The organism is Geobacillus sp. Sah69, assembly GCF_001414205.1.
Taxonomy (GTDB): domain Bacteria; phylum Bacillota; class Bacilli; order Bacillales; family Anoxybacillaceae; genus Geobacillus; species Geobacillus stearothermophilus.
Genome location: NZ_LLKS01000061.1, coordinates 1 through 25,831 on the forward strand (window position 1 = coordinate 1; position 25,831 = coordinate 25,831).

19 protein-coding genes and 2 pseudogenes are annotated in these 25,831 nt (G+C 51.5%); 3 read left to right on the forward strand and 18 right to left on the reverse strand.

Annotation, left to right across the window (positions count from 1 at the left end; translation table 11 throughout):
• The 5 genes and pseudogenes from AP057_RS13790 to AP057_RS13810 form a co-directional block, all read right to left on the reverse strand.
• On the reverse strand, positions 1-571 hold a 571-nt coding region (locus tag AP057_RS13790), incomplete at its 3' end, for a DUF6444 domain-containing protein (protein ID WP_200910078.1).
• A 90-nt stretch (positions 572-661) separates the two neighbouring features.
• A pseudogene (locus tag AP057_RS16665) lies at positions 662-964 on the reverse strand (transposase); the annotation flags it as partial.
• Positions 965-1,484: 520 nt separating this feature from the next.
• The gene (locus AP057_RS13800) at positions 1,485-1,889 is read right to left on the reverse strand and encodes a hypothetical protein (RefSeq protein ID WP_020279271.1); all 405 of its coding nucleotides are present in this window, start codon (positions 1,887-1,889) and stop codon (positions 1,485-1,487) included.
• A 13-nt stretch (positions 1,890-1,902) separates the two neighbouring features.
• The gene (gene glsA / locus AP057_RS13805; RefSeq protein ID WP_055358990.1) at positions 1,903-2,829 is read right to left on the reverse strand and encodes a glutaminase A; all 927 of its coding nucleotides are present in this window, start codon (positions 2,827-2,829) and stop codon (positions 1,903-1,905) included.
• A gap of 160 nt (positions 2,830-2,989) precedes the next feature.
• A complete protein-coding gene (locus tag AP057_RS13810) occupies positions 2,990-3,565 on the reverse strand; it encodes a Uma2 family endonuclease (RefSeq protein WP_055358991.1) in 576 nt (191 codons plus the stop codon).
• A 273-nt stretch (positions 3,566-3,838) separates the two neighbouring features.
• On the opposite strand from AP057_RS13810, the gene AP057_RS13815 reads away from it, so the two are divergent.
• Complete coding sequence (locus AP057_RS13815; RefSeq protein ID WP_047818051.1) at positions 3,839-5,206, forward strand: ISLre2-like element ISGsp3 family transposase; 1,368 nt, start codon at positions 3,839-3,841, stop codon at positions 5,204-5,206.
• A gap of 969 nt (positions 5,207-6,175) precedes the next feature.
• On the opposite strand, the pseudogene AP057_RS13820 reads toward AP057_RS13815, so the two are convergent.
• The 5 genes and pseudogenes from AP057_RS13820 to AP057_RS13840 form a co-directional block, all read right to left on the reverse strand.
• Positions 6,176-6,835: pseudogene (locus tag AP057_RS13820) on the reverse strand (substrate-binding domain-containing protein); the annotation flags it as partial.
• On the reverse strand, positions 6,832-7,725 hold the full coding sequence (gene rbsK / locus AP057_RS13825) for a ribokinase (protein WP_055358992.1): 894 nt from the start codon (positions 7,723-7,725) through the stop codon (positions 6,832-6,834). The pseudogene AP057_RS13820 and the gene rbsK, both read right to left, overlap by 4 nt.
• Positions 7,722-8,711: a LacI family DNA-binding transcriptional regulator gene (locus AP057_RS13830; protein ID WP_055358993.1), complete on the reverse strand. Its 990-nt coding sequence runs from the start codon at positions 8,709-8,711 to the stop codon at positions 7,722-7,724. The genes rbsK and AP057_RS13830 overlap by 4 nt, the downstream gene beginning before the upstream one ends.
• 514 nt (positions 8,712-9,225) lie before the next feature.
• Entirely contained in the window at positions 9,226-9,678 is a 453-nt protein-coding gene (locus AP057_RS13835; protein ID WP_049625161.1) for a VanZ family protein, read from the reverse strand.
• 267 nt (positions 9,679-9,945) lie between these two features.
• Entirely contained in the window at positions 9,946-11,055 is a 1,110-nt protein-coding gene (locus AP057_RS13840; protein WP_055358994.1) for an RNA-guided endonuclease TnpB family protein, read from the reverse strand.
• Positions 11,056-11,624: 569 nt separating this feature from the next.
• Between AP057_RS13840 and AP057_RS13845 the strand changes: the two genes are divergently transcribed.
• On the forward strand, positions 11,625-11,855 hold the full coding sequence (locus tag AP057_RS13845) for a hypothetical protein (protein ID WP_055358995.1): 231 nt from the start codon (positions 11,625-11,627) through the stop codon (positions 11,853-11,855).
• 182 nt (positions 11,856-12,037) lie between these two features.
• Here AP057_RS13845 and AP057_RS13850 read toward each other — a convergent pair whose 3' ends face one another.
• From AP057_RS13850 to AP057_RS13870, 5 genes are all read right to left on the reverse strand, one after another.
• Positions 12,038-13,222, reverse strand: coding sequence for a M20 family metallopeptidase (locus tag AP057_RS13850; RefSeq protein ID WP_055358996.1), 1,185 nt, complete (start codon positions 13,220-13,222; stop codon positions 12,038-12,040).
• Between the two features lie 125 nt (positions 13,223-13,347).
• Complete coding sequence (locus AP057_RS13855) at positions 13,348-14,688, reverse strand: UDP-glucose/GDP-mannose dehydrogenase family protein (RefSeq protein WP_055358997.1); 1,341 nt, start codon at positions 14,686-14,688, stop codon at positions 13,348-13,350.
• Positions 14,689-14,926: 238 nt separating this feature from the next.
• Complete coding sequence (gene brnQ / locus AP057_RS13860) at positions 14,927-16,237, reverse strand: branched-chain amino acid transport system II carrier protein (RefSeq protein ID WP_055358998.1); 1,311 nt, start codon at positions 16,235-16,237, stop codon at positions 14,927-14,929.
• 321 nt (positions 16,238-16,558) lie between these two features.
• Positions 16,559-17,905, reverse strand: coding sequence for an N-acetylmuramoyl-L-alanine amidase (locus AP057_RS13865; protein ID WP_055358999.1), 1,347 nt, complete (start codon positions 17,903-17,905; stop codon positions 16,559-16,561).
• 337 nt (positions 17,906-18,242) lie between these two features.
• A complete protein-coding gene (locus tag AP057_RS13870) occupies positions 18,243-20,363 on the reverse strand; it encodes a YecA family protein (protein ID WP_049624260.1) in 2,121 nt (706 codons plus the stop codon).
• A 125-nt stretch (positions 20,364-20,488) separates the two neighbouring features.
• Here AP057_RS13870 and AP057_RS13875 point away from each other — a divergent pair, with 125 nt between their 5' ends.
• A complete protein-coding gene (locus AP057_RS13875) occupies positions 20,489-21,205 on the forward strand; it encodes a plasmid pRiA4b ORF-3 family protein (RefSeq protein WP_055359000.1) in 717 nt (238 codons plus the stop codon).
• A gap of 65 nt (positions 21,206-21,270) precedes the next feature.
• Here AP057_RS13875 and AP057_RS13880 read toward each other — a convergent pair whose 3' ends face one another.
• From AP057_RS13880 to AP057_RS13890, 3 genes are all read right to left on the reverse strand, one after another.
• Entirely contained in the window at positions 21,271-22,590 is a 1,320-nt protein-coding gene (locus tag AP057_RS13880; protein WP_055359001.1) for a YecA family protein, read from the reverse strand.
• A 401-nt stretch (positions 22,591-22,991) separates the two neighbouring features.
• On the reverse strand, positions 22,992-25,187 hold the full coding sequence (locus AP057_RS13885; protein WP_055359002.1) for a YecA family protein: 2,196 nt from the start codon (positions 25,185-25,187) through the stop codon (positions 22,992-22,994).
• A gap of 230 nt (positions 25,188-25,417) precedes the next feature.
• Positions 25,418-25,831: RNA-guided endonuclease TnpB family protein (locus tag AP057_RS13890; RefSeq protein ID WP_152968897.1), on the reverse strand; the 414-nt coding region annotated here is incomplete at its 5' end.

The window sequence follows — 25,831 nt, forward strand, 5'->3', positions numbered from 1 at the left end:
GTAAATAAACAACGAGCGCCGTGAGCCGTGGACCGTATTGCACATGATTCGTGACATGGGATGGGAATTCGGCTTGTTGCACGCATCGACAATGTGGACACGATTTCACTTCACGTTCATGTTGTGTCACCTCGATCGCCACAGGAGGGACATCAAACACTTGACGGATATCGACTTTGAACGGTTTGACKTCACGCAAAGAAGCTCCACATCCTTGACACGTATGCACACGGTGGACGACACGATGATGTGGATGTTCCACTTGACGGAGCGTCTTCCCCTCATGTCCCTCTTGCCCACCAGGCTTTTTGCCAGACGGCTCGCGGGAGGAACGCTTTTTCTCAAAACGGTCAGAAGATGGGGGCAAATGGCTATTGGAGCTGTTTTTTTTCGTGCGTGCTTCCAGCTCTTGAACACGGTACTTCAGTTGTTCATTTTCTTTGCGTAGTTGTTTGTTTTCGTGACGCAAATGTTCATTTTCTTGAATGAGTTGATGAATGAGCTGTTTTTGTTGTTGAACTTTGCCGATTAAGCTCTCAACTGTAAATACAGCTTGTTGTACCGTCAACATGCGATTCACCTCCTTGTCTATCAATATTCACATCATAGACAAGGAAAGAAGAAAATATTCAGCTCACTTTATGATGTGGCTGAATAGTTACATATTGACAAAGTTTTGATTTGTCTTTTTTCCTAGATTCATATTGCGTTGCCATGTTTCCGCATAGCCAATGACAAGTTTGCCAATTTGATTTTCAATACAGTAGTTAATGATGTAACGGCAAGTCTTGTTGATATAATCATTCACTTTATTATTGCGATTCATAGCAAGCAAAGCCTGTTTACGAGTGGTGCCTTTGATTTTTTGCTTATCTTTTATGCTTTGAAGTCTGGCATTTTCTTTGTTAAACCATTGATTKATACTTTTTAATCTCCGCCCATCAATGATGAATGATCTGCCGTCTATATTTTACTGAATCTATCCTATTTTCAGCAAAATATAGTTAAGGCGATTCATCTCCCACTTACTCCGCTTCGCTTCGTTGAAGTGGGAGTCTTCTCGCCTAATTAAGTTAAATTTTGGATTTGTCAAACACCGCATGGCATCGCGTATAGTGGTTGCTTCGACTGCCCCAATCACCTCCTGGACATGACATCCATTGACTTTTGACTTGGCATCCCCCACTGCTTGTCTATGCATCGATTGTTTGTAATCGATTACATACAAATGGGCGAATCATCCTCGTTTTCGCTTGTCTGTCCTTTTCTCGCCAAAAGCCGAAAAGCGGGCATCGTTTTCCGTTTCTCCTTTTCAATGAAGACAGCCTGTCTATCAGCATCGCGCCCCTTGTCCGCTTTGTCAGCTTATTATGTAATCGATTACAAAACCATCTTACATCGCCGTAAAATCGTTCGTCAAGCCCCCAAATTCTTTTTTTGCCCTATAAACAAAGAACCCCAAGCCGTTTGGCTTGGGATATGCCTCATACCTCCACCGTCTTCCCTTCCTCGACGATATGATAAAGCAAATGGGCTAAATGGTGAATCGGGCCGTATTCCTCTTCGCCATCTTCCGCCATTTCTTCTTCGTCGGCGAATTCAAGGTCATTTAAGTAAAGCGCCATAAATTCGTAAAAGTCTTTCAGCTCAAAGCTGTAGCACGCGCTCGGGTCTTCGCTGTCTTCTTCGTATTGAAGCATTAAATACGATACCTTGCCTTCGTTGTCCTCGGCGTCAAAAAAGACGAAATAGCCGATGTTCGTGTCAAGGTCAAACAGATGCCGCGTCCCGCCTTCGGTCGCCTTGTCAAAATCCTCTTGGCTCAACTTGCCGACGTTCATCGCTTCGACGTCGTCTTCGCGGTGAAACTGGACCGTAAATGTTTTCATCGTGATTTCCTCCTTAGAAAATGCTTAATGAATACGTTTTTGACAGCCGCTCGAGCAGTTTCACCCCGGTCAAGCTGTTCCCTTTATCATCGAGAGCCGGGCCGAAAACGCCGATGCCGCACCGCCCGGGCACGGCAGCGAGAATGCCGCCCGAGACGCCGCTTTTCGCCGGAATGCCGACTTTGATGGCAAATTCACCTGATGAGTTGTACATGCCGCACGTGACCATGAACGTTTTGCAAATGCGGGCGACATCAAGCGGCATGAGCGGCTCACTCGAATGCGGATCGCGTCCGTCAAGCGCGAGCACCAAGCCGATGCGCGCCAGGTCGATGCACGTCATTTCGATGGCGCACTGTTTCGTGTACAATTCCATCAGCTCTTCGACATCTTCATCAATGATACGATGCTGCTTGAGAAAATAGCAAAGCGAACGATTTAAAAACGCTGTTTCATATTCGGAGCGGGCCACTTCGTCGGAGTACGAAATGCGTTCGTTGCCAGCGAGACGGCGGACGAACGCTAACAGCCGTTCCAGCCGTTCGGACACCGAGCCGCCTTGAATCATCGACGTGACGACAAGCGCGCCGGCGTTAATCATCGGATTCAGCGGTTTGGCAGGCTTTTCCTCTAATTTGGCAATGGAATGAAACGGATAATCCGTCGGCTCCATGCCGACTTTATGGAACACCTCATCCTCGCCCCGGTCGATGAGCACAAGGGCGAGCGCAATAATTTTGGAAATGCTTTGCAGCGTCACTTTCACCGTCACATCCCCGGCGCTTACCACCTCGTCATCCGGCGTGTAAATGGCGATCGACAGCTCATTCGGGTTCGCCTTGCCTAAGGCGGGGATGTAGTCAGCCACTTTTCCGTAGCGGGCGTACTGCTTCGCTTCTTCGACAAAGCGGACCAGTTCTTCTTGGTTGTACACAAGCATCACCGATCGTTAGTATCGCCTGTTTTTTCCTTTTCTATGCCCAAGTGTGTGGCAAACAGCCATCGATTCCCCCGCAGGCAGCCTCTTGCCCCCCGCCTGATGGATCCGCCCGCGACAAACGAACAAGGGGAGCATGCGGTTTGAACAGCAGCCGTTTTTCTTATTCTTCTTCGGCAAATACGTTTTTCAATTCGATCACAAATCCGGGAAACATGCGAACAGGAATCGTATCATCGCGGACATACATCCCTTGGTGGCGGAATCTCCCTTCTTCGAGCACATAGACATCAATCGTCTCATTCATCGGATCGACAATCCAATATTCTTTCACCCCTGCCCGCTCGTAACGGTGAAATTTGACGATTTTATCCTTGCGCACCGTTGATTTTGAAATAATCTCCACAACGAGATCCGGCACGCCAACAATTCGTTTTTCACGAATTTTGTTTTTGTCGCAGACAACGACAAGATCCGGCTCAACCCATTCGCGAATTTGTTCCGGATCATCCCGATCCGCCAAACAAACGTCGATCGGAGCGCCAAATACGGTGCATTCTTTCCCCCGCAAATATGTCGCAAATTCCACCAACAATTCACGTTGCACTGCCTGATGTTTCGGCGTCGGAGCGGGAGACATGTTGAAGACTTGGCCGTCAATGACCTCATATCGTACATCTTCGTCGAGCATCATGTATTGCGCATAGGTGAACGGCTGCCCTTTTTCCGGCATCGGCATCAAAACGGCCTCCTTTCCTCTTTTCTTTTTAGTATACTTGAACGCTGCCCGGCAACCTAGCGTTTTCTTTTTTCTCAACAACGTGTGAGTAAAATATTTGTGGGTGACATTCCGAAATGATCCCCGACGAGGGTTGCGAACTTTTGTTCGCGACGCTCGTCGGGGCCACCAAGCGAAGCGCGGTAGAAAAAAGCAAATGTCATGCAAAAAGGACTCTCTCCCTGCTATGATGGTGATTGTCAACATCAACCGAAAACAGGAGGGAGAGAGTCCATGAAACATCTTACCACAGAATGGCCTTTATTAAAAGAGCTGGAGGAACAATTAGTCAGAACTCTTCAAAAGGTGTTCGCTGTCTTGTTGGCGGCCCTTTTGGAGGAGATTGATCAACAACTGGCGGAAGCGCGGGACAAGCGCCGGTATCAGCTGAAAGACAAACGGCCGACTACGATCCAAACGCTGTTTGGAGAAGTGACGTTTCGACGGAACTACTACTATGACCGGCAAACGGGGAACTATACCTTCTTGCTGGATGCCGAATTAGGCTTTGATGGGGCCCGATCGATCAGTCCTTGCCTCGAGGAAACGGCGGTCGAGTTGGCCGTAGAGTGCTCTTCCTACCGCAAAGCGGCCCGTACGTTGGAGTCGATCGTGGGGTATGCGGTCCTAAGCCACGAGGCGATTCGCCAACTGGTGCTGGAGGCCCCTGTCTCGCTGCACCGCCCTGTTTCCCAACGGCACGGCCGGGTGCTGTTTGTGGAGGCGGATGGACTGTTTATTTCCCGCCAGGGGAAAGGGAAACGGGCGAAAGAAGAGAAAATCCTGGCGGTTCACGAAGGATGGAAACGAAACGGTTCGCAGCTCGAGCTCGTGAACCGGCGCCACTACCTCCATGAAGGGGAGGGAGACGTGTGGGAACGGTTCGAAGAGTGGCTGATGAACGAATATGCCTATGATCCGTGCCGGGACCTGTTGATCATCAACGGCGACGCGGCGTCGTGGATCACGGCCTGCCGGGAGTATTTTGGGAAGCGGGCGTGCTTTCAGCTGGATCGATTTCATGTGGCGCGGGAGCTGCGTCAGTGTCTGTCCGGCCATCCGCGTTGGCGGGAGGTGCGGAAGAAGCTGGCGAAACAAGACGAAGAGGGGCTTCTCGTGGAGCTGAACAGCGCGGTCGGCACGTTGGAGGACGAAGCGAAAGAGAAGCAGATGGCTGCCATGATCCGCCGGATCGAGTCGATGCCGGGATGCATCCGGGACTATCGGGAGTGGCTGTCGGAGCAAGGGGTGGAGACGACCGGCATGCGTCCGATGGGCCACGCCGAGAGCGTGATGAGCCGGTTTGCGCATCGGGTGAAATCCCGCCGCAGCTGGAAAGACCAAGGGCTTCGGGCGTTTCTGAGGGCGATGGCGGCCCGAATCGACGGGATTTGGCGGAGAAATGGGCAGTTGGTGGAGGAAGAAGAGACCCGAACGGCGGCCTCGGCCTCAACAAAGTCCAAGCGGATCGAACAGGCCAAACGGAAGGCCGGACGGTTATGGGCAGATGTGGTGCGTCAGAATCTACCGTGTCTGCAGCGGTCATCCGGGACGCCGATCCATCAAGCGTTGTCGGCGCTCCGGGATGGTGGTTGGGTGTAAAAAAATGGAATATCGTATCATCGCCTCAAGATGAGGGATGAGAGTCCGAAAGCGCTTACGATATGAATTCCTGAAAATGGTTCGCTAACTAGTGATTGACAACACCCGTAGTGAACCGAAAAAATGTTCTCCACAAAGTCTTGACTGACTCTTGTAGATTGGTTGGTTTTGTTATCCCCTCTTGTATATGCTATAATAAATGTACATTATAGCCAACGTATGTCTCGTACATGTTTTTTCAAAACAGGCATATGCTATTGCTAAGGTGGTGATAGCGTATGCGCAGAAAGGAGCATCGCCAGTTGCGAAGATCAGCCATCTCAAGGCGAAAAGATGTGCGAGCACAGTCATTAAGATCGATTTATGCTAAACCTGCTGTGCGAAATCGATACGCAAACATCAATGCGTCTTTAAGTTCAAGCATTTGTTTTGATCGGTTGCCTTCTGCTCCTTTATTGGATGTTAGCCCTGATGGTGTTGTGACTGTGAATCCCAATAATCCTGTGCATCAACGGTGGCTAGATGAAGAATGATGCAGCCGGGTGGTATTTACGATATATATTTTCGTTTTCAGGAAGGGCAGGGCGGTACATATCGTCCTGTTCTTATTTTGGGTTTTAGAGGCAATCGAGCCATTGCTATTGGATTAAAAGTCACAAGATCAAAACCAACATCTCGATACCCTTATCGAATACCAATTGTTTATTGGAAATATGTTGGATTAAAGGCACAATCATATGTTCAGTATGACTGGTATAACGAAATTCCATCTACCGTTCGGTTTCGGAAATTTTACGGGATTATGCACCCTTATGATTTTAATCGCGTCCTTAATGCGTTTCGTCGTTATCATGGCATTTAATAGATACATAGTGATCAAAGAGCTTGCTTTGCCAGAGTTTTGTTTTGATTAACCCAGGTGCTAGTTGAGCGTCAGAGCTCAACTAGCACCACGGATAAAATCCCATATTATTGCCCTTGAACCAATTCGAGCGGAACCGGAATAAATTTTTCCACTTTCTCCCCTTTGTGAACGCGAATGGCGGCTTCCACAGCTTTTTCGCCAATTAATGCCGGTTTTTGTGCGACCGTGGCTGCCATTTTGCCTTCTTTCACGGCTTTGACTGCGTCATCTGTCGCATCGAATCCGACCACAAGGACGTTGTTCATTCCATGCGCTTGCAACGCCTCTAAAGCTCCTAAGGCCATTTCATCATTATGCGCAAAAACCGCTTGAATGTCTTTATGGCTTTGCAAAATATTTTCCATGACCGACAATCCTTTGGCCCGGTCAAAATCTGCCGCCTGTTTGGCGACGACTTTCATATTGGCGGCTTTGTCGATCACTTGGTGGAATCCTTCCCCCCGTTCACGGGCTGCAGACGAACCAGGAATCCCTTCCAATTCCACAATGTTTCCCCCGTTTTTCAAGTGGTCGACGATAAACTGCGCGGCCATTTTTCCTCCCGCCACATTGGCGGAGGCGATATGGGTGACCACTTTCCCGCCGTCCGCGCTGCGATCGACGGTAATGACCGGGATGTTGGCGCTGTTGGCGGATTCAATCGCAGACGTGACAGCGCTTGAGTCCGTCGGGTTGACCAGTAGCACATCGACTTTTTGCCTCATTGACTTCGTTCCTGTTCGGCCAAAAATGATTCCACCTCCTCTCGTCTCGACATCCCAGCCTGCGCCCCGAGTTTTGTCACGGACAGAGCCGCAGCCGCATTGGCAAATCGGCACGCTTCATGAAGCGCCTTCCCTTCCGCGAGCGCCACGGCAAGCGCCCCGTTAAACGTATCGCCCGCGCCCGTCGTATCCACGACGGGAACGTGGAAACTTGGAATGAGCCGTTCTTGTCCATCTTGCCAAATGCGCACCCCTTTGGCCCCTTCGGTGACAATCAGCTTATCGGCAAACGCTCCTTCGTCCATCTTGTCGAACAAAATCGTTCGTTCATGTTCATTGGGCGTCAAGAAACTCGCCTGCTCAAGCACCGACGGCGGCAGCGGCTGCGCCGGAGCGGGGTTGACGATGACGCGCACACCATGGCGATGGGCGAGCGAAACCGCCCGTTCCACAACGGGAAGCGGAATCTCGAGCTGCAATAAGCAAACATCGCTTTCGGCGATCACGGATTCATATGGATCCAGATCCTCCGGCGTCAGCGCATGATTCGCCCCAGGGACGACGATGATCCGATTGTCCCGCTCAGAAATCGTAATGGAAGCAATGCCTGTACTCCCATGTGTAACCGGTTTCACATAATCGACGGAAATGCCCTCATTTTGTAACGAACGGATGAGCTCTTGACCAAACGCATCATCCCCCACCGCGCCAATCATCCGCACATCGGCGCCGAGGCGAGCGGCGGCCACCGCCTGGTTCGCCCCTTTGCCGCCGGGAGTGTTGAGAAACTGTTCGCCTAAAATCGTCTCTCCTTGGTTTGGAAACCGCGCCGCCACAGTGACTAAGTCCATGTTGATGCTGCCGATCACCGTAATGGTTGGTTTGTTCAAGTCAATCCCCTCCTTGACGTCGACTGCCGCACCACAAGTTGAACCGGAAGTTGATAATGGAGCTTCTCAAGCGGCTTCCCCTCAATTTGTTTAATTAAAATTCTTGCCGCCATGACCCCCATTTCGTAAATAGGCTGAGACACGGTCGATAGTTCGGGTGTTGTCATTTCCGTCAGCGGGATGCCGTCGTAGCCAATAATGGCAATATCATCCGGAACCCGCAGCCCGCATTGCTGAACCGCTTTCAAAGCACCGACCGCCATCGCGTCGTTGCCGGCAAAGATCCCGTCCATATCATGTTCAGCCAACGCGGCCATCACCGCTTCTTTCGCCTGCTTCAACTGGTAATTCCCTTGAATGACGAGCTGACGATCTCCCAACCCTAACGCCCTTATTTCATCTTGATAGCCGCGGAAACGCTCCATGGCGTTCACCACGTGGTTGGGCCCTTGAATATGGGCAATCCGCCGGCAGCCCACTTCATACAAATGCCGCGTCGCTAAACGAGCTCCCTCGTAATTATCCGCGACCACCGACGGATAACGCTCATGCAGCGGACGGTCGAGCACGACAATCGCAACATCCCATTCCTCGACTTCTTCCGGCGCGAACTGATTCGTGGTCAAAATGACGCCGTCCACATATTTTTGCTTTAACACTTCGATGTATTCTCGTTCTTTTTCTACTTTCTCATCGGAATTGCATAGAATGACCGTATAGTCATAAATATTCATCACATCTTCCACCGCGCGAACGAGTTCGGGAAAGAACGGATTGGTAATATCAGGGACAATGAGTCCGACTGTTTTCGATGTCTTTTTAAACAGAGCTCTCGCCACTTCATTCGGTTTATAATTGAGCTCTTTCATCGCCTGTCTAACCCGTCTTTCCGTTTCCTCATTAACATATCCATTTTGATTTAACACACGCGAAACGGTGGCGACGGAGACACCTGCACGCTTTGCCACATCACGAATCGTTGCCATGTTCGCTTCCTTCTTTTCTGTCTATGTGTAACCGGTTACACATAGTATATCCGATTTTTTGTGCGCCATCAAGCTTTTTTAAAAGACTAGTGATTTAAGGGGGGAATGTTGTCCTCCAGCAACGTTTCTCAAACTGAAAAACTTTGCAACAAAAACATCATTTTATCCCCTTCAACTTTTCGAATCCGTTGTACTTCGTCGGTCTTTCACGGCGGTCCTCAAACAATGTGCGCCCTTTTTTGCAAGCTGACGTAAACATGATCGCATAGCACTTTCACAAAAAAATCCCTTGCCTGCCGCAAGGGACTTCTCACTTTTCCCTCCACCGTTCGCTTGCTTCATCCGCCCGTTTCGCCACCGCCATCATGCTCATGATGGCGAGCATCACAAACGAACCCACAAACATTCCCGCGATAAACGCGACCATGGCCCTCTCTCCCTTTTCTCGCAAACTCGTTATTGGCCATTCTTTCCGTTTACATCTAAATCTATACGATGGGAGAGCTTTGTTCTATTATACGCCGCGTTTGACCGCCCGATGCTTGGTCCTTGCCCAACAGCGGCAAGCCCATACAATCAAAAGCGCCAGGAGCGCCCCACATGAATCAATCGCCACATCTTTTGGCGTCGCCGTCCGCCCCGGTTCAAACGATTGGTGCCACTCGTCGGTTGCCGCATACACTGTCGCAAACAGCCAAGCGCCCGCATACGCAAACCGTTTTGGCGCAAGCGCCCGCCACACAAGCGCGGCCAAAATGCCAAACTCGGTCAAATGCGCCGCTTTGCGAATCAAAAAATTCAAAAATGACGACCCCTCTTCATCCCCTCCGCCGAACGGCAAGTACGACAAAATCATCTGCAGCACATGCGCCGTATTCGCCCCAGTGAACGAGGAAGACTCGCTGAAGCTGTAAATGACGAGGCACCAGAGAATGACGGGAAGCCAGCGGGAAAGGAAAGCTCTCATCGTTTCACCTGCCAACAACCTTTTTCCCAACAAAACAAGGTACCTACACAACAAACGAAAGTAGACACCTTGTTCGCTGAACCCTTTATCATCATAACAGGAAGGGTGATCTTTTTCCATTTTCTTTTTTGAAAGCTGCTTTACCATTGTTGTGACATACTCCCACCACCTACGCTTCGCTTAGAGGTGGGGGCTTCTCGGGTAATCCCATCTCATGATGGGAAGTTGACCGAGCGATCCCCGTGTGCCCCACGGTTCGAGGACAAGTTAGACGATCGCGAATCGTTTCATGCCCTCATGTTTGATATTGATGGCCGCATTGACGTCCCTGTCGCTCTCGAATCCACATTCACAGCGGAATGTACGCTCAGAAAGCGATAGAGACTCCTTGACTCGACCGCAGCACGAACACGTTTTGGACGAGGGGAACCATTTGTCGATTTTGATCAGTTTCTTCCCCTGTTCTTCCAATTTGTACCGAAGGAAAGAGGTGAACATGCCCCAGCCGTTGTCATGAACGCGTTGACCGAAATGGAGGGCTTGGGACATTCCCTTCATGTTGAGGTCTTCGATGACCACGCAATCATACCGTTTCGCTAATTTGTGCGACTCCTTATGCAGAAAGTCTTTTCGTTGGTTCGCAATTTTTTCATGCAGCTTTGCCACTTTCAGACGCTGTTTATGCCAACGATTCGAGCCTTTCTTTTTACGAGACAATTTACGCTGTTCTTTCGCTAATGTTTCCAATGCTTTGCGATAGAATCGAGGATAATTGGCTCTCTTACCCTCGCTATCGACATACAGCGTACTCATGGAAAAGTCAAGCCCAACCACCGTTTGTACTTCTTTTGGGGCAAGTTGATGTTCGTACTCTGTGAGGATAGAAATATAGTATTTTCCTGTTTTGGTTTTCGTGATCGTACAAGACTTGATGATATGGTGGGCAGGAATCTCCCGGTGTTGCTTGAGCTTGATCCATTTCAGTTTGGGCAGCTTGATATAGCCATCTGAAAGCTTGATGTTGCCATTTACCACATTTGTGGTGTACGACTGTTTCGCCTTGCGGTTTTTGAACTTGGGAAATCCAGCGCGGCCAGAAAAGAAGTGTTGAAACGCTTTCTGCAAATTCAATTGGGCGTTTGCCAGCGCAAGGCTGTCCACTTCTTTTAGCCAAGGAAACTCCTTTTTGTACTTGGCAGGGGTCGGACATGTTTGCTGTTTCAAGGATTCTTGATCGTCCTTGAACTTTTCAAACATTTGTATGCGCTCTTCAAGCATTTTGTTATACACGAAACGGACACAACCGAAGGTTTTGGCGAGCAGTTGTTCTTGTTCTTTTGTTGGGTATAGACGGAACTGATAGGCTTTGTTTGCCATATCGACACCACATCACTTCATACCTTGATTTTCGATATATTTTTTCTATAACTGATTATATTGTAATACACAAAAAAGAGACAATTTTAGGCTATACCTAACCGAAATTCATCTCCCACTTTCACTTCGTTTAGAAGTGGGAGACTTCTTTCGGAAAGATGTTAAAATCGTTCGCTCACAGGCTGGAAAGAAGATTTCTTTTCCGTTCCCCTCTTTTCTTTCGATCATTCCCCTTTTAAGGGAGATTCTCTCCCTAGTTTATGTTTTCATGAACAAGGGTATGGGTATAGTAGTAAAAGGAAAATGTGTACATTTTTTTCGGTCAGCATTATAATTTTTAGAAAGGAGAATCAATGAGGTGATCAATATGCCCTCCGCTTTGGAAACGAAAATGAGGGTGACACTGTCTTGCACGGAACAGGCCAACAAACCAGATAAGGATCTTCCATTTGCCGAATTACGGAAAAAAATAGCCAAACCTTCTCCCTTTGGCAAAAAATTAGTGGACATCTACAAACAAGGACGGTAGCCGATTATGTCGTTTGTGATGACATATGAAGATGCCATAGATGAACATTTTGGACAAGCGTCTATATACATCGATGCTTGCCAACATTCAAGATTTAGCCTTAGCTCAAATGCGACTCCTTCAGCTTGAAGCCTATGATGCCTTGCATTATGCCATTGCAACATACCACCATTATGGCTACTTCGCTACGCTTGATGGCGATTTTGTCCATACTCTTTACAACCAAGACCCCGACCCAGCGTCGATTACAAAAATTATAAAAATCGCCTAGCCTTGACGTTCTTGATCGAGTCGGGGTTGAAAAAGTAAGGGAGGCAGAGAACTCTATGCCCTCCTTCATTTCTTCTCCACTCACGCGAGCTGCACCAAGTTCAACCATGTGAATTGGTGACAAAGAAAGAGCATGCAATACATATCGATCCGCCTTTATGATGTGCAAAAAAGCGGAACCGGTTATTCCGCCCCCGCCAACAGTTTCAACGTCGCCGCGACAAACATTTGCACGCCAATCTCAAGCGCGTCTTCGTCGATCGTAAAGCGCGGATGGTGATGCGGGTAAACGATGCCTTTTTCTACATTGCCCGCGCCGACGTAGAAAAAGCTGCCCGGCGCTTTTTGCAAGAACGCCGAAAAATCTTCGCCGCCCATGTTCGGTTTCAAGCGAGCCACTGCCTCTTCACCGAACAGCTTGCGCGCCGTTTCTTCGATGACGCGGGTCACTTCATCGTAGTTAATGACCGGGCGGTAGCCGTAGTCAAATTGAAACTCATACGAGGCGCCGTGCGCTTCGGTGATTCCTTTGACAATGCGCTCCATCCATTGCGGCACCGTCTGGCGCAGCTCGGCGTCGAACGTGCGCACTGTCCCTTGGATTTCGACCTCCCCTGGCAGGACATTATGGGCCGTACCCGCCACAAATTGTGTCACGGACAGAACAAGCGGCTCGAGCGGATCGACATAGCGTGAGACGATGTGCTGCAAGTTCGTCACGACTTGCGCCCCGATGGCGATCGCATCGATCGTTTGGTGCGGCATCGCTCCATGGCCGCCTTTGCCGATGATGCGGATGAAAAAGCGGTCGGGTGCGGCCATCATCGGTCCATACACAATGCCGATTTTTCCACACTCAAGCGGCGACCAAAGGTGAGTGCCGATGACGACGTCCACCCCGTCCATGACACCCGCTTGCACCATCTCCTCCGCCCCACCCGGGGACAGTTCTTCCGCGTGTTGGAACAAAAAGCGAATCTCACCATGAATGTGATCGCGAAGCTGGGCAAAAATTTTCGCCGTCCCCAACAGCATCGCCGTATGGCCGTCATGCCCGCACGCATGCATGACGCCTGGGGTTTTGGAGGCAAATTCAAACGTGTTTTCCTCTTGAATGGGCAGGGCGTCCATATCCGCACGAATGGCGACGACCCGGCCTGGCTGTTGGCCAATAAGGCGCGCCATGACGCTCGTTTTCGTCGGACGGGTAATCTCGAGACCGCCGAACGATTGCAGCGTCTCGTAGACAAACTGCGCCGTTTTCTCTTCCTGGAACGACAATTCGGGATGGGCGTGCAAGTGGCGGCGCCAGGCGATGACGTCCGTTTTCACTTCATCGACGAGCCGTTTGATTTCTTCCTTTGTCATCACGTTTCCCCCTCTTTTCCGCTTTCCTAATATTATAAACGGAAATTTTTGAATTTTCATTTCTCTATATTCATGAAGAAAGGCAGCCCGCTGCACGTTTAGTGAGTGAGCTGCTGTCCCAAACGTCATTCGTGATGCTCCACCGTTTCCTTTATCGCGCTTTGCCATCCGACCACCCCCGGCCGCCCAATCGACTCGTAGATTAAGCCGGCGGCTTCGGCCGCCTTCGGGTCGTAGCAATTCCGCCCATCCACCACAAGCGGTGTTTTCATCAGCGTCTTGTAACGGTGAAGGTCAAATTGCAGCACAGCCGGCCATTCGGTGAAAATGAAACAAACATCCGCGCCGCGAATGGCTTCCTCGATCGTCTCGCAACAAACAACCGCATCGCCAAAACGGCGGACGACATGTTCGAGAGCGGCTGGGTCCCAGACGCGCACGACTGCTCCTTCGGCAATGAGCCGCTCGATGTTCGCCAAGGCAGGAGACTCGCGCACATCATCGGTGCCCGGCTTGAATGCGGCGCCAAGCACGGCGACCGTCCGGTTGCGGAAATCCCCAATGTGCAGACGCGCTTTGTCAAGAAGTTTCCATTTTTGTTTCTCATTGACGTCGATCGCCGCCCATACCGTTTTGAGCGAATAGCCGTGGGAAGCCGCCAAGGAATAGAGGGCATTTGCATCTTTCGGCAGGCAAGAGCCGCCATACCCGACGCCGGCGCGCAAAAAGCGGCGGCCGATGCGCGGATCCATGCCGATTCCTTCCGCCACCGCCTGAATATCAGCGCCTACCAACTCGCATACATTGGCGATCTCGTTGATGTACGAAATTTTCAACGCCAAAAACACATTGGCCGCATACTTGATCATCTCAGCGCTTCTCCGGTCCGTCACGACGTACGGGAGGGCAAACGAGGCGTACAGCTCCTTCATCACCCGTTCAGCCCGGTCCGAATCCACTCCCAATACAATGCGCGGCGCCTGCAGTGTATCGCGCACCGCCGTTCCTTGCGACAAAAACTCCGGATTGGATACGACGTCGAATTTCACCTCCGGCCGTCCGTTTTCCGCCAAAAAACGGGCGGCTTCATCGCCAGTGCCGACGGGCACGGTCGACTTGATAACGACAAGGCAATCGCGTTCGGCCGCCCTGGCGATGCGTCGCAATGCGCCCCATACATCATCAAGCCGCACAGACCCGTCCGGCTGCGGCGGCGTGCCGACGGCGATCATGATCACTTCCGCCCGTTGATACGCTTCCACATCGTTGGTCGTAAAGCGAAGGCGAACGCCGTTTCGCTGAATAAGCGAGTCAAGCCCCGGCTCATAAATCGGGACGATCCCTTCATTTAATAGGCGAATTTTCTCTTCGTTCACATCGACGCATGTCACATCATGCCCTTTATCGGCCAGACAAGCCGCGGTCACAAGTCCAACATATCCCGTTCCCGCAATCGCTATCTTCACGATTCCTCACACCTTTTCATCCATTGCGGCGATCGTCGCTTGTCCTCATTATATCGAATCGCCTGCCGGTTTTCACGGGTTCCGCCCCGTTGCTCGAACAAAAAACTATTTTCCACACAAAAAAGAGAATGCCCCAAAAGCAACGAGGCATCCTCCCTTCTTCCATATATACATCAGACGAATTTTATATTCATATTATTCCCCCGACCGGGCGTACATGACCTTTTGAGTCAGTCCTTTACGCCGCATGTTTCCGTTTCGTTGCGGACGGCCGATCGATCATCAAGCCAAGCGCAGCGCCAATCAGCGCAGGGACAACCCAGCCGAGCCCGACTGAAAACAGCGGCGCCCATGAGAGGAGCGGTTCTAACCATGCCGTCTCCAGCCCGATCGTTTTCAAACCGTCATACAGGCTGAACATGCCGGTAAAGAGCAACGCCATCCCGTACACTTTCGCCGAACCACGGTAAAAGCGGCGGAAAAACGACAGGGCGACGAGCACGATCGCCAATGGATACAGCATCGTCAACACTGGAACGGAAACAGCGATCAACGCATTTAAGCCGAGGTTTGACATCAAAAAGCTAAATAAGGTTAATACAATGACATACGTTCGGTACGAAACAGTCGGGGTGAGCTCTTGAAAGTATTGCGCACAAGCAGCGACTAGACCAACCGCCGTTGTTAAGCAGGCAAGCGCCACGATCACGCCCAACAGCAACTTCCCTCCGCTGCCAAACAGCAGCGATGACACGTATGACAATAGCTCGGCTCCGTTGGCAAATGAGCCGACACCAGCCATTCTAGCACCAATGATGGCAATGCCACCATAAACGAGCGCGAGTCCCAATCCAGCGATCAATCCGGCTTGCACCGTGGCTTTTGCCTGCAACGCCGGCCGGTCCACCCCGCGGTCACGGAGCGCATGAATGACGACGATGCCAAAGGCAAGGGCCGCGATCGTATCCATCGTTAAATACCCTTCCAGCATCCCTTTCACAAACGGTGCCGAGGCGTACTTCTCAGCCGGCATCGCCTGCGGGTCGTCAAGCCGGATTAAACCGGTAAGGCAAAGCACAGCAATGGAAAGCAGCAACATCGGCGTCAACAGCTGGCCGATTCGATCCACAAGCTTCGAGGGGTTTAAGCTGAGCCAGTACACAAGGGCGAAAAAGAGACCCGTAAACAGCCACATCACCAAAGATCCGCTCTCAGGGAAAAACGGCTTCGCTCCAATTTCATAGGCGACGCTAGCCGCGCGCGGAATGCCGAAAAACGGGCCGATCGCCAAATACACAGCGAGTGAAAAACAAAGGCTGAACAGCGGATGAACAGCGTTGCCGAGCGAACGGATGCCGTCTTTGGTGAACGCCACCGCCGCGACCGACAACAGCGGCAGCCCAACACCGGTGACGATAAATCCAAGAACCGCCGGCCATACGGCCGTTCCCGCTTCCATCCCTAAATACGGAGGAAAAATCAAGTTGCCCGCGCCGAAAAAGAGGGAAAAGAGCATCAATCCAGTAAACAGCACATCTCTCGTTTTCATTGTATCCCCCATTTCTATTATTTCGAAAAAGAATTTAATATTCTGATATATAATAAAACAATAGTGTTAATTAGGATAACAGTCGATTATTATTATCCTAATCCTTTATAAATATTAAACTTTTTTAACTATTGTGTCAACCAACTTCCACCCTTTCGCCCTTGCAGCCCTCAGGCAAACGCCTTGAAAAGCTAATGGCCCTCTATGGTCAGCCAGCGGTGATCCAAACAAGGCGAGGCGACAAAAAGCGCCCCGAAAATCCGGGGCGCTTTTTGTCATGCCGCAGTAGATCCGTTATCCACTTTTTAGAAAAGGGGCGTACTATTGAAAATAATGGCGCATGGCGTTCACGATGGCCGTCGTCACCGCTTCTTGATAACCGTTTGTCGCCACAACCGCAGCGTCCGACCGATTGCTTAAATAGCCGAGCTCAAGCAACACGGACGGCTTCTCGTTTTCTCGCAACACGTAATAGTCGCCAAAGGCGATGCCGCGAAACGGCAATGCGGAAAGTTGCCTGAACAGCCCTTGGAACGATTGCGCCAATTCGTAGTCCGCAAACCGATCGTAATAGTAAATGGTGATGCCGGACGCATCTGGATCAGCGGCGCTGTCGTAATGCAAGCTAATAAACGCGTCCGCCTGATACAGGCGGGCGGCGGCAACACGCGCCGACAGCGGCACATACTCATCGCTGGAGCGCGTCAGCACGACGCGAGCGCCGTAAGATTGCAGCTTGTTTTTCAGAAGCTTGGCGGTTTCCAACGTCAACTCCTTTTCCTTGATGCCATCGACACTTTGGGCCCCGCCGTCTTTGCCTCCGTGGCCAGCGTCAAGAACGATCGTTTTTCCGGCCAGCGCCTGAACAGGACCGCGCGTCCAGCTGTCTACATAAAGGCGGGAGTCGCTAGGCGCGATGGCTGAAAGCAGCGAGCGGTCAGCCGACTGGGGCACTTCCGCTTCCTTTTCATTAGCTTGTCCATCCTTTACCTGCACATATGCGGATGACACCCACCCATCAAGCCCTGTTTGGGAGGCAATTTTGTACCATCCCGGTTTCTTTTCCACAATGTCAACTTCTTCGCCACGAACAAGACGGCCGATCCGCGGGGCGTGAAGCGACGGTTCAGCTCGCACGTTGAGTGAATCGGCGGCCACCGTTCCAGTCTGTTGTGAAATCGAGCGGGCCTCGGCTGGCGCCAAATACGATGCAGCGGCCCAACCGATGGCGTCTTCCGTCACGACCTGTTTCCAGCCGCCTTCTTCCCCAATCACCAACACCGTTTCCCCTTGCGCCAAATGTCCGATAATTCGCCCGTCTCGGCTCGGCTCTTGGCGAAGGCGGAGCCGGTCTTCTTGCACGACGGCTGTCTCTTTTGCCAACGCGACGTACCGCGCCGCGAGCCACCCGGTCCGATTTTTCTCCCATTCAATTTTCAACCAACCGTCTTTCACATCCACCAACCGGTACACGTCACCGCGGTGGACGCTTGCCACCGGGTGGTACGGCACCCCCGGCCCTTGGCGGACATTCACGCGATCCGCCGTCACCACCGCCAGACGCTTCGTTTCTTCCGTTTCTTTTTCTCCTTTCACTCCCGACGGCCAAAGGACCGCCAGCAACCAAAGCAAACAAAACGATGCGGCGAGCCATCCCCCCCGCCTCATGCGCGCTCCCTCCTAGTTCCCTCTCATTCTACTATATGGTTCGCGCACAATAGGCCATTTCCTGTCTGTCGGCCAGGAAAACCGCTCGACAGAACAGGCGCCTCCAACGTCCATGAACCGACAATGAATGCCCTGTTTCCGCACAATGTCCTCCAGCGCGACAGCCACCAACAAACAAGACGCGAATGCTGCCGAGAACGCAACAATGGCGCAAATCCCGTCTGCACAAGCGCCCTTCGATGCCTCAAATTGGCGCAATCGCACGGCTGCCCCATTTCCTCACAAGCGCCCATCATAGAAAAAGAGGATGCCTCGTGTCAAGACATCCCCTTCCCCTTTACACCTTGGCGGATGGCCGGTCAAACCGAACAAACGCCTCCATGTAAGGAGCGGCCTGCGGCGGGTAGACACGTTGGACGGCCGCCAATGCGCCGTTGTTGGTGAACGCGGCTTCCAAGCACATGCCGGGCTCGACGTACGATTTCACCGATAGCGGCAAGCGCCAGTGGAACTGTTCGCCCGTCTCCAACCAGCGGATCGCGGCCTTTTCCCGTCCGACGCTCACCACCTGAAACATCCCGGTTCGATACTCCTCTTTCCTTTCTACCATTCCCTTCCAAATAATGTCAGCCATCCCCATTGGCAAATCAGGGCGATGATACAATCGAAGAAGGCGGACCGCTTTTAACAACGGCTCCTGCAATTCCGTCACGAGTTGGCGCACGACCCGGGCATGGCTTGTCCGATAGCGGCCGTCCAGCCATTTCGTGAACGCCTGAACGCCGCTTAATACTTGTTTCGCTTGATTGATGCTTATGTCAGGAGAAAACATGACGTAGTGAAATGCCAAACATTGCTGCCAATGGCGCGCTTCTAGCGCATCCCACGATGACAGCGGCGTCGTCTGCAAGTAATGGCCGACCGCCGTCACACCGAGGCGGTATTTCGCTTTCGTCGCCTCTGATTTTCCTTCCGTTTTTTCTTGGTAAAAACGGACGAGGTCGGCGCCGAAAAAGCGCATTTTCCATTCCGCCGGCATGGCAAAATATCCGCCCTCATCGAGCCGTTGCAATACTTGAACAGACGTTGTCCGCTTGATCTTAGGCGTCACAAATGGCGAGAGCGGCAAACCGTAGCGGGAACGGATGCTGTTCGTATCGACCATCACCGGACTGCCTTCTTGGCGGAGAAGTTCGAACGCATGGTACTCATATGCGCGCAGCCATTGCTCCACTGTTTCCTGCTCGCCGCTCATGGCCAATTCGTGAACGGACCGTCCCCCCCATTCTTCATGCGGCACATGCAGCGTCTGCTCTAACATCACCGCACTGTTGGCAACGAGCGCCATATATGACGGCTCACCCGGCGGCAACTGGACGTCGTATGACAGCAACTTCACTCCTTTAGGGACAAGGTGTGTCTTCGCTGACCGCGATACAACCGTCGCCGGCAGCCCCATTGCCTCAAGCGTCTTCGTCAGCACCCTCTCGGCGTCCGCATCAAAGGTGGAGAGCGTCATCGTCCGCCCCTGCCCCTCTACAAAGCCAGCTAATTCGTTCAGATAAATCGGGCTGGAGGCAAGATCATCGCAATATTCATACGTCACACCGCGCAGTGAACCTTTGACGGCTTCGTCCGTTTCCTCATCCACGATCACGATTCCATGTCGTTCCAGCTGACGGAGGGCGTTGCGCGCATCAGGCATGTCGTAGACGACCGTCCATTGTTCAACTGCTTCCGTCCCGCGCTCCTGTAATGAAGAAGCACTGTGACACGCGTCGACAATATCAAGAAAACGGGAAAATGCCAACTCTTCGTACGGCATGTTCGTCTCTTGAAGGAGAGAACGCATTCGTTCCTCGGCCTTCTTCACTCCGTCCGGCCCAACGATGGAGGCAGCCCCTTGGATATAATGACCGCCGTCAAACGGCTCGAGAAACGCAAACATACCGCCCCAAGGCACTACATCCGGCATCGTCTCGCTAAATGGCAGAAACAACGTTTCCCCCGTCAATCGGTCGACCGCTGTCCCCCCGTCTTCACCGCGGTCCACAAACTGAACGAGACGCGGAACAAGCCGAACCCACCGGTCAAGCATGTTTCGCAGCTCCAACGATAAACGGCGTCCTTTCTCGCGCCGAAACCATTCAACGCCGCGCATCCCGTTTGGGAAACGGTGAACGAACAAGTACCAAAGCGTTTCAAGCGGCTCAAGCATCTCACTGTGTTTCATTTCCCGAACGGCCTGACGGAACGCGTGCTTTATCGCCCGTTGTTCGGCGTAGGAGAGCGCCTCCTCTAAGAAACGGTGCACTTGTTGCGACAGCTCATACTTCTGTTCAAAAAACCGATGTTGCCGCGCCCTTTTCGCCTCTTCCTCCATCGCTTTGTTCATGCAGCATTTTTTATACTTTTTCCCGCTCCCGCACGGACACGGGTCGTTTCGGCCGACCGACATACGGCTCCCTCCTTGAATCAATTTCGTTTTCTAATTTCTATCACCATTATTATTATTTTGATTCTTTCAGAAACAGGTTAAACTATAAGTATACAAAAACAATCCTAAAAAAGGAGACGATATTCATGGAAGAGAAAAGACTCATCGACTTGATCGACGAATTGATGACGAAGCTTAATTCAACGAAAACTTCCCATCCGCACGGTCGATGGACGGAAACACCAAAAAGCAAAAGCACGACATCAAAGAAACCGCGTCGCTCCAAAACCGCCTATCAGTTAAAAATATCCTTAAACGGCATCCGTCCGCCGATTTGGCGGCGCGTCCTTGTTCCCGGACATGCGACATTTCACGATCTTCATCTCATCATCCAAGAAGCGATGGGATGGGAACAAGCCCATTTATACGAATTCGATTTCGGAAGCGTTCTCATCGGCATCCCTGACGGCTGGGATTCGTTTCAGCTGGAAAAAGAACTGATGGACGCCCGCCGCATCCCATTACAGCAATGGCTGACGGAAGAAAAACAAAAGTTTCTGTACATTTACGATTTTGGCGACTACTGGCGCCATACCGTCACTGTTGAAAAGATTGAAACACTCCCCAAACCGCTGGAACGCGCCACTTGCCTGAAAGGGAAACGGGCATGCCCTCCCGAGGATTGCGGCGGCGTCTATGGTTATTTGGAGCTGCTCGAATCAGCAGCAAACCAAGACTCCCTTACGGATCCGGAACTGCTTGAACGACTTGACTGGATGTATGACATGAAAGGCGAAGATTTTGATCCCGATGCGTTTAACATCGAGGAGGTGAACAAGCGGTTATCCTACATCCATCTGTAGCAAAGGGGGAGAAGGCGCCCAAACCAACGGCTGGGCACCTTCTCCCATGGATGCGCTGTATGTTCTTAACAAAACCCCCGTCCCGCAAATGTTTGCCAGACGAGCTCCTCGAGTTCTTCACGCAGTTCGGCTTCGTCGACTCCCTCAAGCAAACCGTCTTTTTTCCATGTTCGCATCGCCTTGTCAATCAAGCGGCGGACTTGATCGGTGTCCCAACCTTCGTCGTCAAACAGTTCTTCGACTTCGTCAAGCCATTCGTCAATCGCGGCATCCAACTCATCGCCGTCTATCATGCCTTCTTCGAAATCCCACTCATCATCAAGCCATTCCTCATCGTCATCATCCCACTCGCCATCCTCATCGCGATCCAGCATCTCGACCGCGAACAAGATAAATTCCATGGAAGTTGATTCGACTTCCTCGGCCGCCACTCCGTAGCGTGCAGCCGCTTCCTCTGCATCCATGAACTCCTCTTCCGCCATCTGACCGGCAACATGGCGAAGCGCAGCTGCATACACGACCGGGTCATCGATGGCCGGTTCATCTTGTTCGCAATACATGCGCCAAAAGAACGCCGCATGGCTAAGCACCCGGGGCGATGTCTTTTCTTCTCTCCGCTTCAGCTCGTGAAGAACCGCTTCTTCGTCAGGATCGTTCCACTCCAATTCAGCCGACAGCTGCCATAGCCATTCGTGAAGAGCCAGATCGAGCGCTTCTGGAAACGATGTTCGCCAAAACGCGTCTGCCGCTTTCCCGCTTCGTTTTCTCTCCGCCTCAATCGCATGGGCGAGCCGTGTTCTTCCGTTCTTTGGAAACGGCAGAGCGGCTATAAAGTACGTAAACTCTTCCCCATATGGAAGGAGGAAGCCAAGCAAAACGTCCCCTTCTTCAGCCGGCGGAACGGGCTCGGACGTTAAAAAACGGACGCGTTTTTCTTCCCCGCTCACAAGATCGCGCACCATGAGACGCCGCTCTTCGTCGAAACGGACGATCTCACCAAACGACGGAATCCCCTCCGTCCATCGCTCCAAATGCGCTTGCACCGCCGGCCGCCAACGGTTGCGGCGCCGGTCTTGCATGTACGCCGAAAAGATTGTTGTCCCCTTCTCATCCACCGGCCGGCAAAAAACAGCCCAATCCGTCAACAATAAATGAGCGCCCACCTCTAACTCTTCCGGAAACCATTGAAACGAGCATTCCGCCATCGTTTCCACCAACACGTCCTCGTATCGCTCCGACGCAAACAAGACCACATCCTGCATGCATTCGACCAGCTCGCGCTCAATAATAGATGCAATCGATACCGCCTCTTGCTTCCCACAACAATGCTTGTACATTTTCCCACTGCCGCATGGACAAAGATTGTTTCGCGATGCCTTCGCCATATAGCTACCTACTTTCTTTGTATCATAGTCATTGAACGTTCTCCCCCTCTACGCTAACGCTCGGGCCAGCTAAACACCTTGGGGAGACATTCACGATCAACGTGTGATGGAACTGCTTTCAGCAACACATATCGCAAGCACTTTGGGACTTCCGCCGCTCATGTCGAGAACAGTGATTGGAGTGCCTTTATTGAACGGTTTTCTCCACGTCTTTATTCTATCATACCACAAAAGAAAGGGGGAACGCGCATTCCTCTCCCACTTACTCCCTTTGGTCGTTGAAGTGGGAGTCTCCTGCGCGAAATAGGATGAATGACTCTTACCATTGGGCTTGCCTGCATAATGGAGAATCATAGAGGCCGAGCCGAGAGAAACAAGCGCCCCGTCATTCATCGGGACGCCTACGGCCGGCGAAGCAAACGGGACAACGAGGCAAGCAGGCGCTCTTGAAATGCAGCCCGTTCTTTCTCCACCTTGTCTGGCCACTCTTGCAACGCCTGAAGCCACGGCTCTACGTACGGTGAGAAAGACGGCGGATACACGCGGGCAAGATCGTCCAGCTTGCCGTTGCGATCGGTCGCGGCGACGATATACATGCCCGGCAACAGATGCGGCTCTGCCCGCTTCGGAATGTCCCATGTCACCGTTCGGTTATGGGCAAGCCAATCCAGCACCGCCTTCCCCTGTTCCACACGCTTGACGCGGAAAAACGAGAAACCGACGGAAAGGGGAATAGGCAAACCAAACAAACGAGCAAGCTGCCAAGCCATCAGTTCCTCATCCGCCTTTCCGTTCTCGCCCCTCCATTCATCCAGCAAAGCAAAGCAATGTTCCAATTCGCTTCTGACCTCTTCCAGCACGGCACAAACAACAGTTCGATGATTCGTTCCATAACGGCGGTCCAGCCAATCGGCCCACTCAAGCAACATATCGAGCGCTCGGCTCACCACTTCCCATGAAAACGAACTCCATCTTGACGGGATTTGCTCGACGATGCATTGTTTCCATTCTTCTTCTCCTACGTCCTCCCACGATGAAAACGTCCGCCCGGTCATATATTCACACACGAGCAAAACCACGGCCCAACACGCCTCTTTGGCCTCTTTTTCTCCGCTCACGATGACTTCGTTATAAAACGCCAATGCGTCATCGGTAAAATACATCCCTTCCCATTCCGCGCGGATCAACAATGTCTCGGTTCCTTCCGGCCCCATCCATTTCATTTTCCATAAGTCCGAAAGACGATGTGATGAGCTAAACGGAGATGGGGGCAATCCATAACGGGAGCGAATGGGATTCACTCCGATGAGCACCGGCAAATTGGCTCGTTCTTGCATGTTAAACAAATGGAATTCATACTCTTTCAGCCACACATCCACTTCCTGCACACGCCCCTCGCGCGCCATTTCGTGAGGGGTTTTTCCATTCCATTTCTCAAGCGGGGTGTGAAGGGCTTTTTCCATTTGAACATCCAATCCGGCCATCGTTGCCACCCAAGGGGGAGAGTCTGGGTCTGAATCAATATGAAGCGAAACGTTTTCGATCCATTTTCGGCGCAAAACGGCTTCTGTCCCCCGTTTTCGTTCTTTTGGGGAATACCCAAACGCCTGCAGCAGCGACACGAGCTGTTCGGCCGTCCCTTCCTCCTCGGTAGACAACACGAGACGCGACCGATGAGCGGATAATGACCCGCCTAATTCAAACACATGAATCGGCTTGGGGGAAATCACTCCGACATAATGGTACACATTGGTGCACCATGAACCTTCCACTTTCTCCCCATCGTCATGATCAATGTGAGCGCGTCCGATCGAAGCAAGCTTCCTCATCGCCTCAGCGGCTTCCTGGCATTCGTATTCATACGTCCATCGCGTGCGCTCCTCTTGCACATCGTCCGCCCTCGGAGGATAGCCTGCATCAACGATATCGAGAAAATGTTCAACGGCTACCTTTTCATACGGCCAATCGGTTTGCGTCAACAAGACGCGAATGTTCTCTTCCGCCCGTTCCACGCCCTTCGGATCCACAATCGATGATACACCGCAAACGTAATAGCCGCCGTCAAAGGGCTCCAAAAAGGCAAACATGCCGCCCCAAGGGCGCACAACCTCCAATGTCTCGCAATACGGCATGAGAAGTTTCTCGCCCGTCAACCGGTCGACCGCCACTCCTCCTTCATCATGCAAATCGACAAATTGCACAAGGCGCGGCACAAGTCGAACCCAGCGGTCCAACATTTCCTTGAGCTCCGGAGACAGACGACGCCCTTTTTCCTGTTGAAACCATTCAACGCCGCGCAATCCATTCGGATAACGATGGAGGAAAAAACGCCAAAGCGTCTCAAACACCTTCAACTCTTCACGATGATCCTTTTGTTCGATCATTCGGCGAAATGTACGGTTGACCGCTTCGCGTTCATCATAAGACAGCGATTCATCCAAAAACCGCTGCACCATTTGCGACAGCTCATATTTTTGGTCAAAAAAGCGGCGCTGCCGCACCCGCTTGATTTCACGCTCCTGCTGTTTGTTCATGCAGCACTTCTTATACTTTTTCCCGCTTCCGCACGGGCACGGGTCATTTCGGCCGATTGCCATGCAAAATCCTCCCTTCTAATCATTCCTTTCCAAAACGGCGACCAAGATAATGAACCTCCCCCACTTATCGAAGTGGGGGTTTCCTGTTTCCCCTTCGGAGGTGGATGCATGATAGGCTGGTTGGCAGCCTATCTGCAGGCAACACCTGGCACCCGTCCCGTTGGGAGCCACAGGCAACATGAGTATCCATGATACTCAAGGGCGGGAACTCGCCATCTACGACTTCATACCTAAGCAATCCGTCGATACGTAAACGGTTTGACCGTAAATTCCAATGGGCGGATTTCACCATAATATACTTTGGCAAATAAATTCATTGCCCCATGGATATCACGGTGTCGTTTGTACCCGCATTGACATGTATAATTTCTAGAAGAAGATTTATTTTTCTTCCCGCAAACAGGGCATGTTTGCGAGGTATAACTTTCATCTTTTTTCTCGATTTGAATTCCTTCGGCATTCAATTTGTATTTGAGATAATCAAATAATTTTCCAAACGACCAATTGGATAATTTCTGATTGGTCTTTTTGTTTCGTTTCTTTTTCGTATTCCGTTGGATTCCTTCGATATCTCCAATGACGACTTCTTTCACTTGGTTTTCCAAACACCAACGAACAAATTGTCTCGTGGTTTTGTGCAGTGC

Bases quoted from the DNA above. Each gene is read 5' to 3' on its own strand.
- glsA (WP_055358990.1), bottom strand. From the start codon at position 2,829: ATGCTTGTGTACAACCAAGAAGAACTGGTCCGCTTTGTCGAAGAAGCG.
- AP057_RS13865 (WP_055358999.1), bottom strand. From the start codon at position 17,905: ATGAGGCGGGGGGGATGGCTCGCCGCATCGTTTTGTTTGCTTTGGTTG.
- AP057_RS13880 (WP_055359001.1), bottom strand. From the start codon at position 22,590: ATGGCGAAGGCATCGCGAAACAATCTTTGTCCATGCGGCAGTGGGAAA.
- AP057_RS13845 (WP_055358995.1), top strand. From the start codon at position 11,625: ATGAACATTTTGGACAAGCGTCTATATACATCGATGCTTGCCAACATT.
- AP057_RS13835 (WP_049625161.1), bottom strand. From the start codon at position 9,678: ATGAGAGCTTTCCTTTCCCGCTGGCTTCCCGTCATTCTCTGGTGCCTC.
- AP057_RS13800 (WP_020279271.1), bottom strand. From the start codon at position 1,889: ATGAAAACATTTACGGTCCAGTTTCACCGCGAAGACGACGTCGAAGCG.
- AP057_RS13850 (WP_055358996.1), bottom strand. From the start codon at position 13,222: ATGACAAAGGAAGAAATCAAACGGCTCGTCGATGAAGTGAAAACGGAC.
- AP057_RS13815 (WP_047818051.1), top strand. From the start codon at position 3,839: ATGAAACATCTTACCACAGAATGGCCTTTATTAAAAGAGCTGGAGGAA.
- AP057_RS13830 (WP_055358993.1), bottom strand. From the start codon at position 8,711: ATGGCAACGATTCGTGATGTGGCAAAGCGTGCAGGTGTCTCCGTCGCC.
- AP057_RS13840 (WP_055358994.1), bottom strand. From the start codon at position 11,055: ATGGCAAACAAAGCCTATCAGTTCCGTCTATACCCAACAAAAGAACAA.
- AP057_RS13875 (WP_055359000.1), top strand. From the start codon at position 20,489: ATGGAAGAGAAAAGACTCATCGACTTGATCGACGAATTGATGACGAAG.
- AP057_RS13885 (WP_055359002.1), bottom strand. From the start codon at position 25,187: ATGGCAATCGGCCGAAATGACCCGTGCCCGTGCGGAAGCGGGAAAAAG.
- AP057_RS13870 (WP_049624260.1), bottom strand. From the start codon at position 20,363: ATGTCGGTCGGCCGAAACGACCCGTGTCCGTGCGGGAGCGGGAAAAAG.
- AP057_RS13810 (WP_055358991.1), bottom strand. From the start codon at position 3,565: ATGCCGATGCCGGAAAAAGGGCAGCCGTTCACCTATGCGCAATACATG.
- brnQ (WP_055358998.1), bottom strand. From the start codon at position 16,237: ATGAAAACGAGAGATGTGCTGTTTACTGGATTGATGCTCTTTTCCCTC.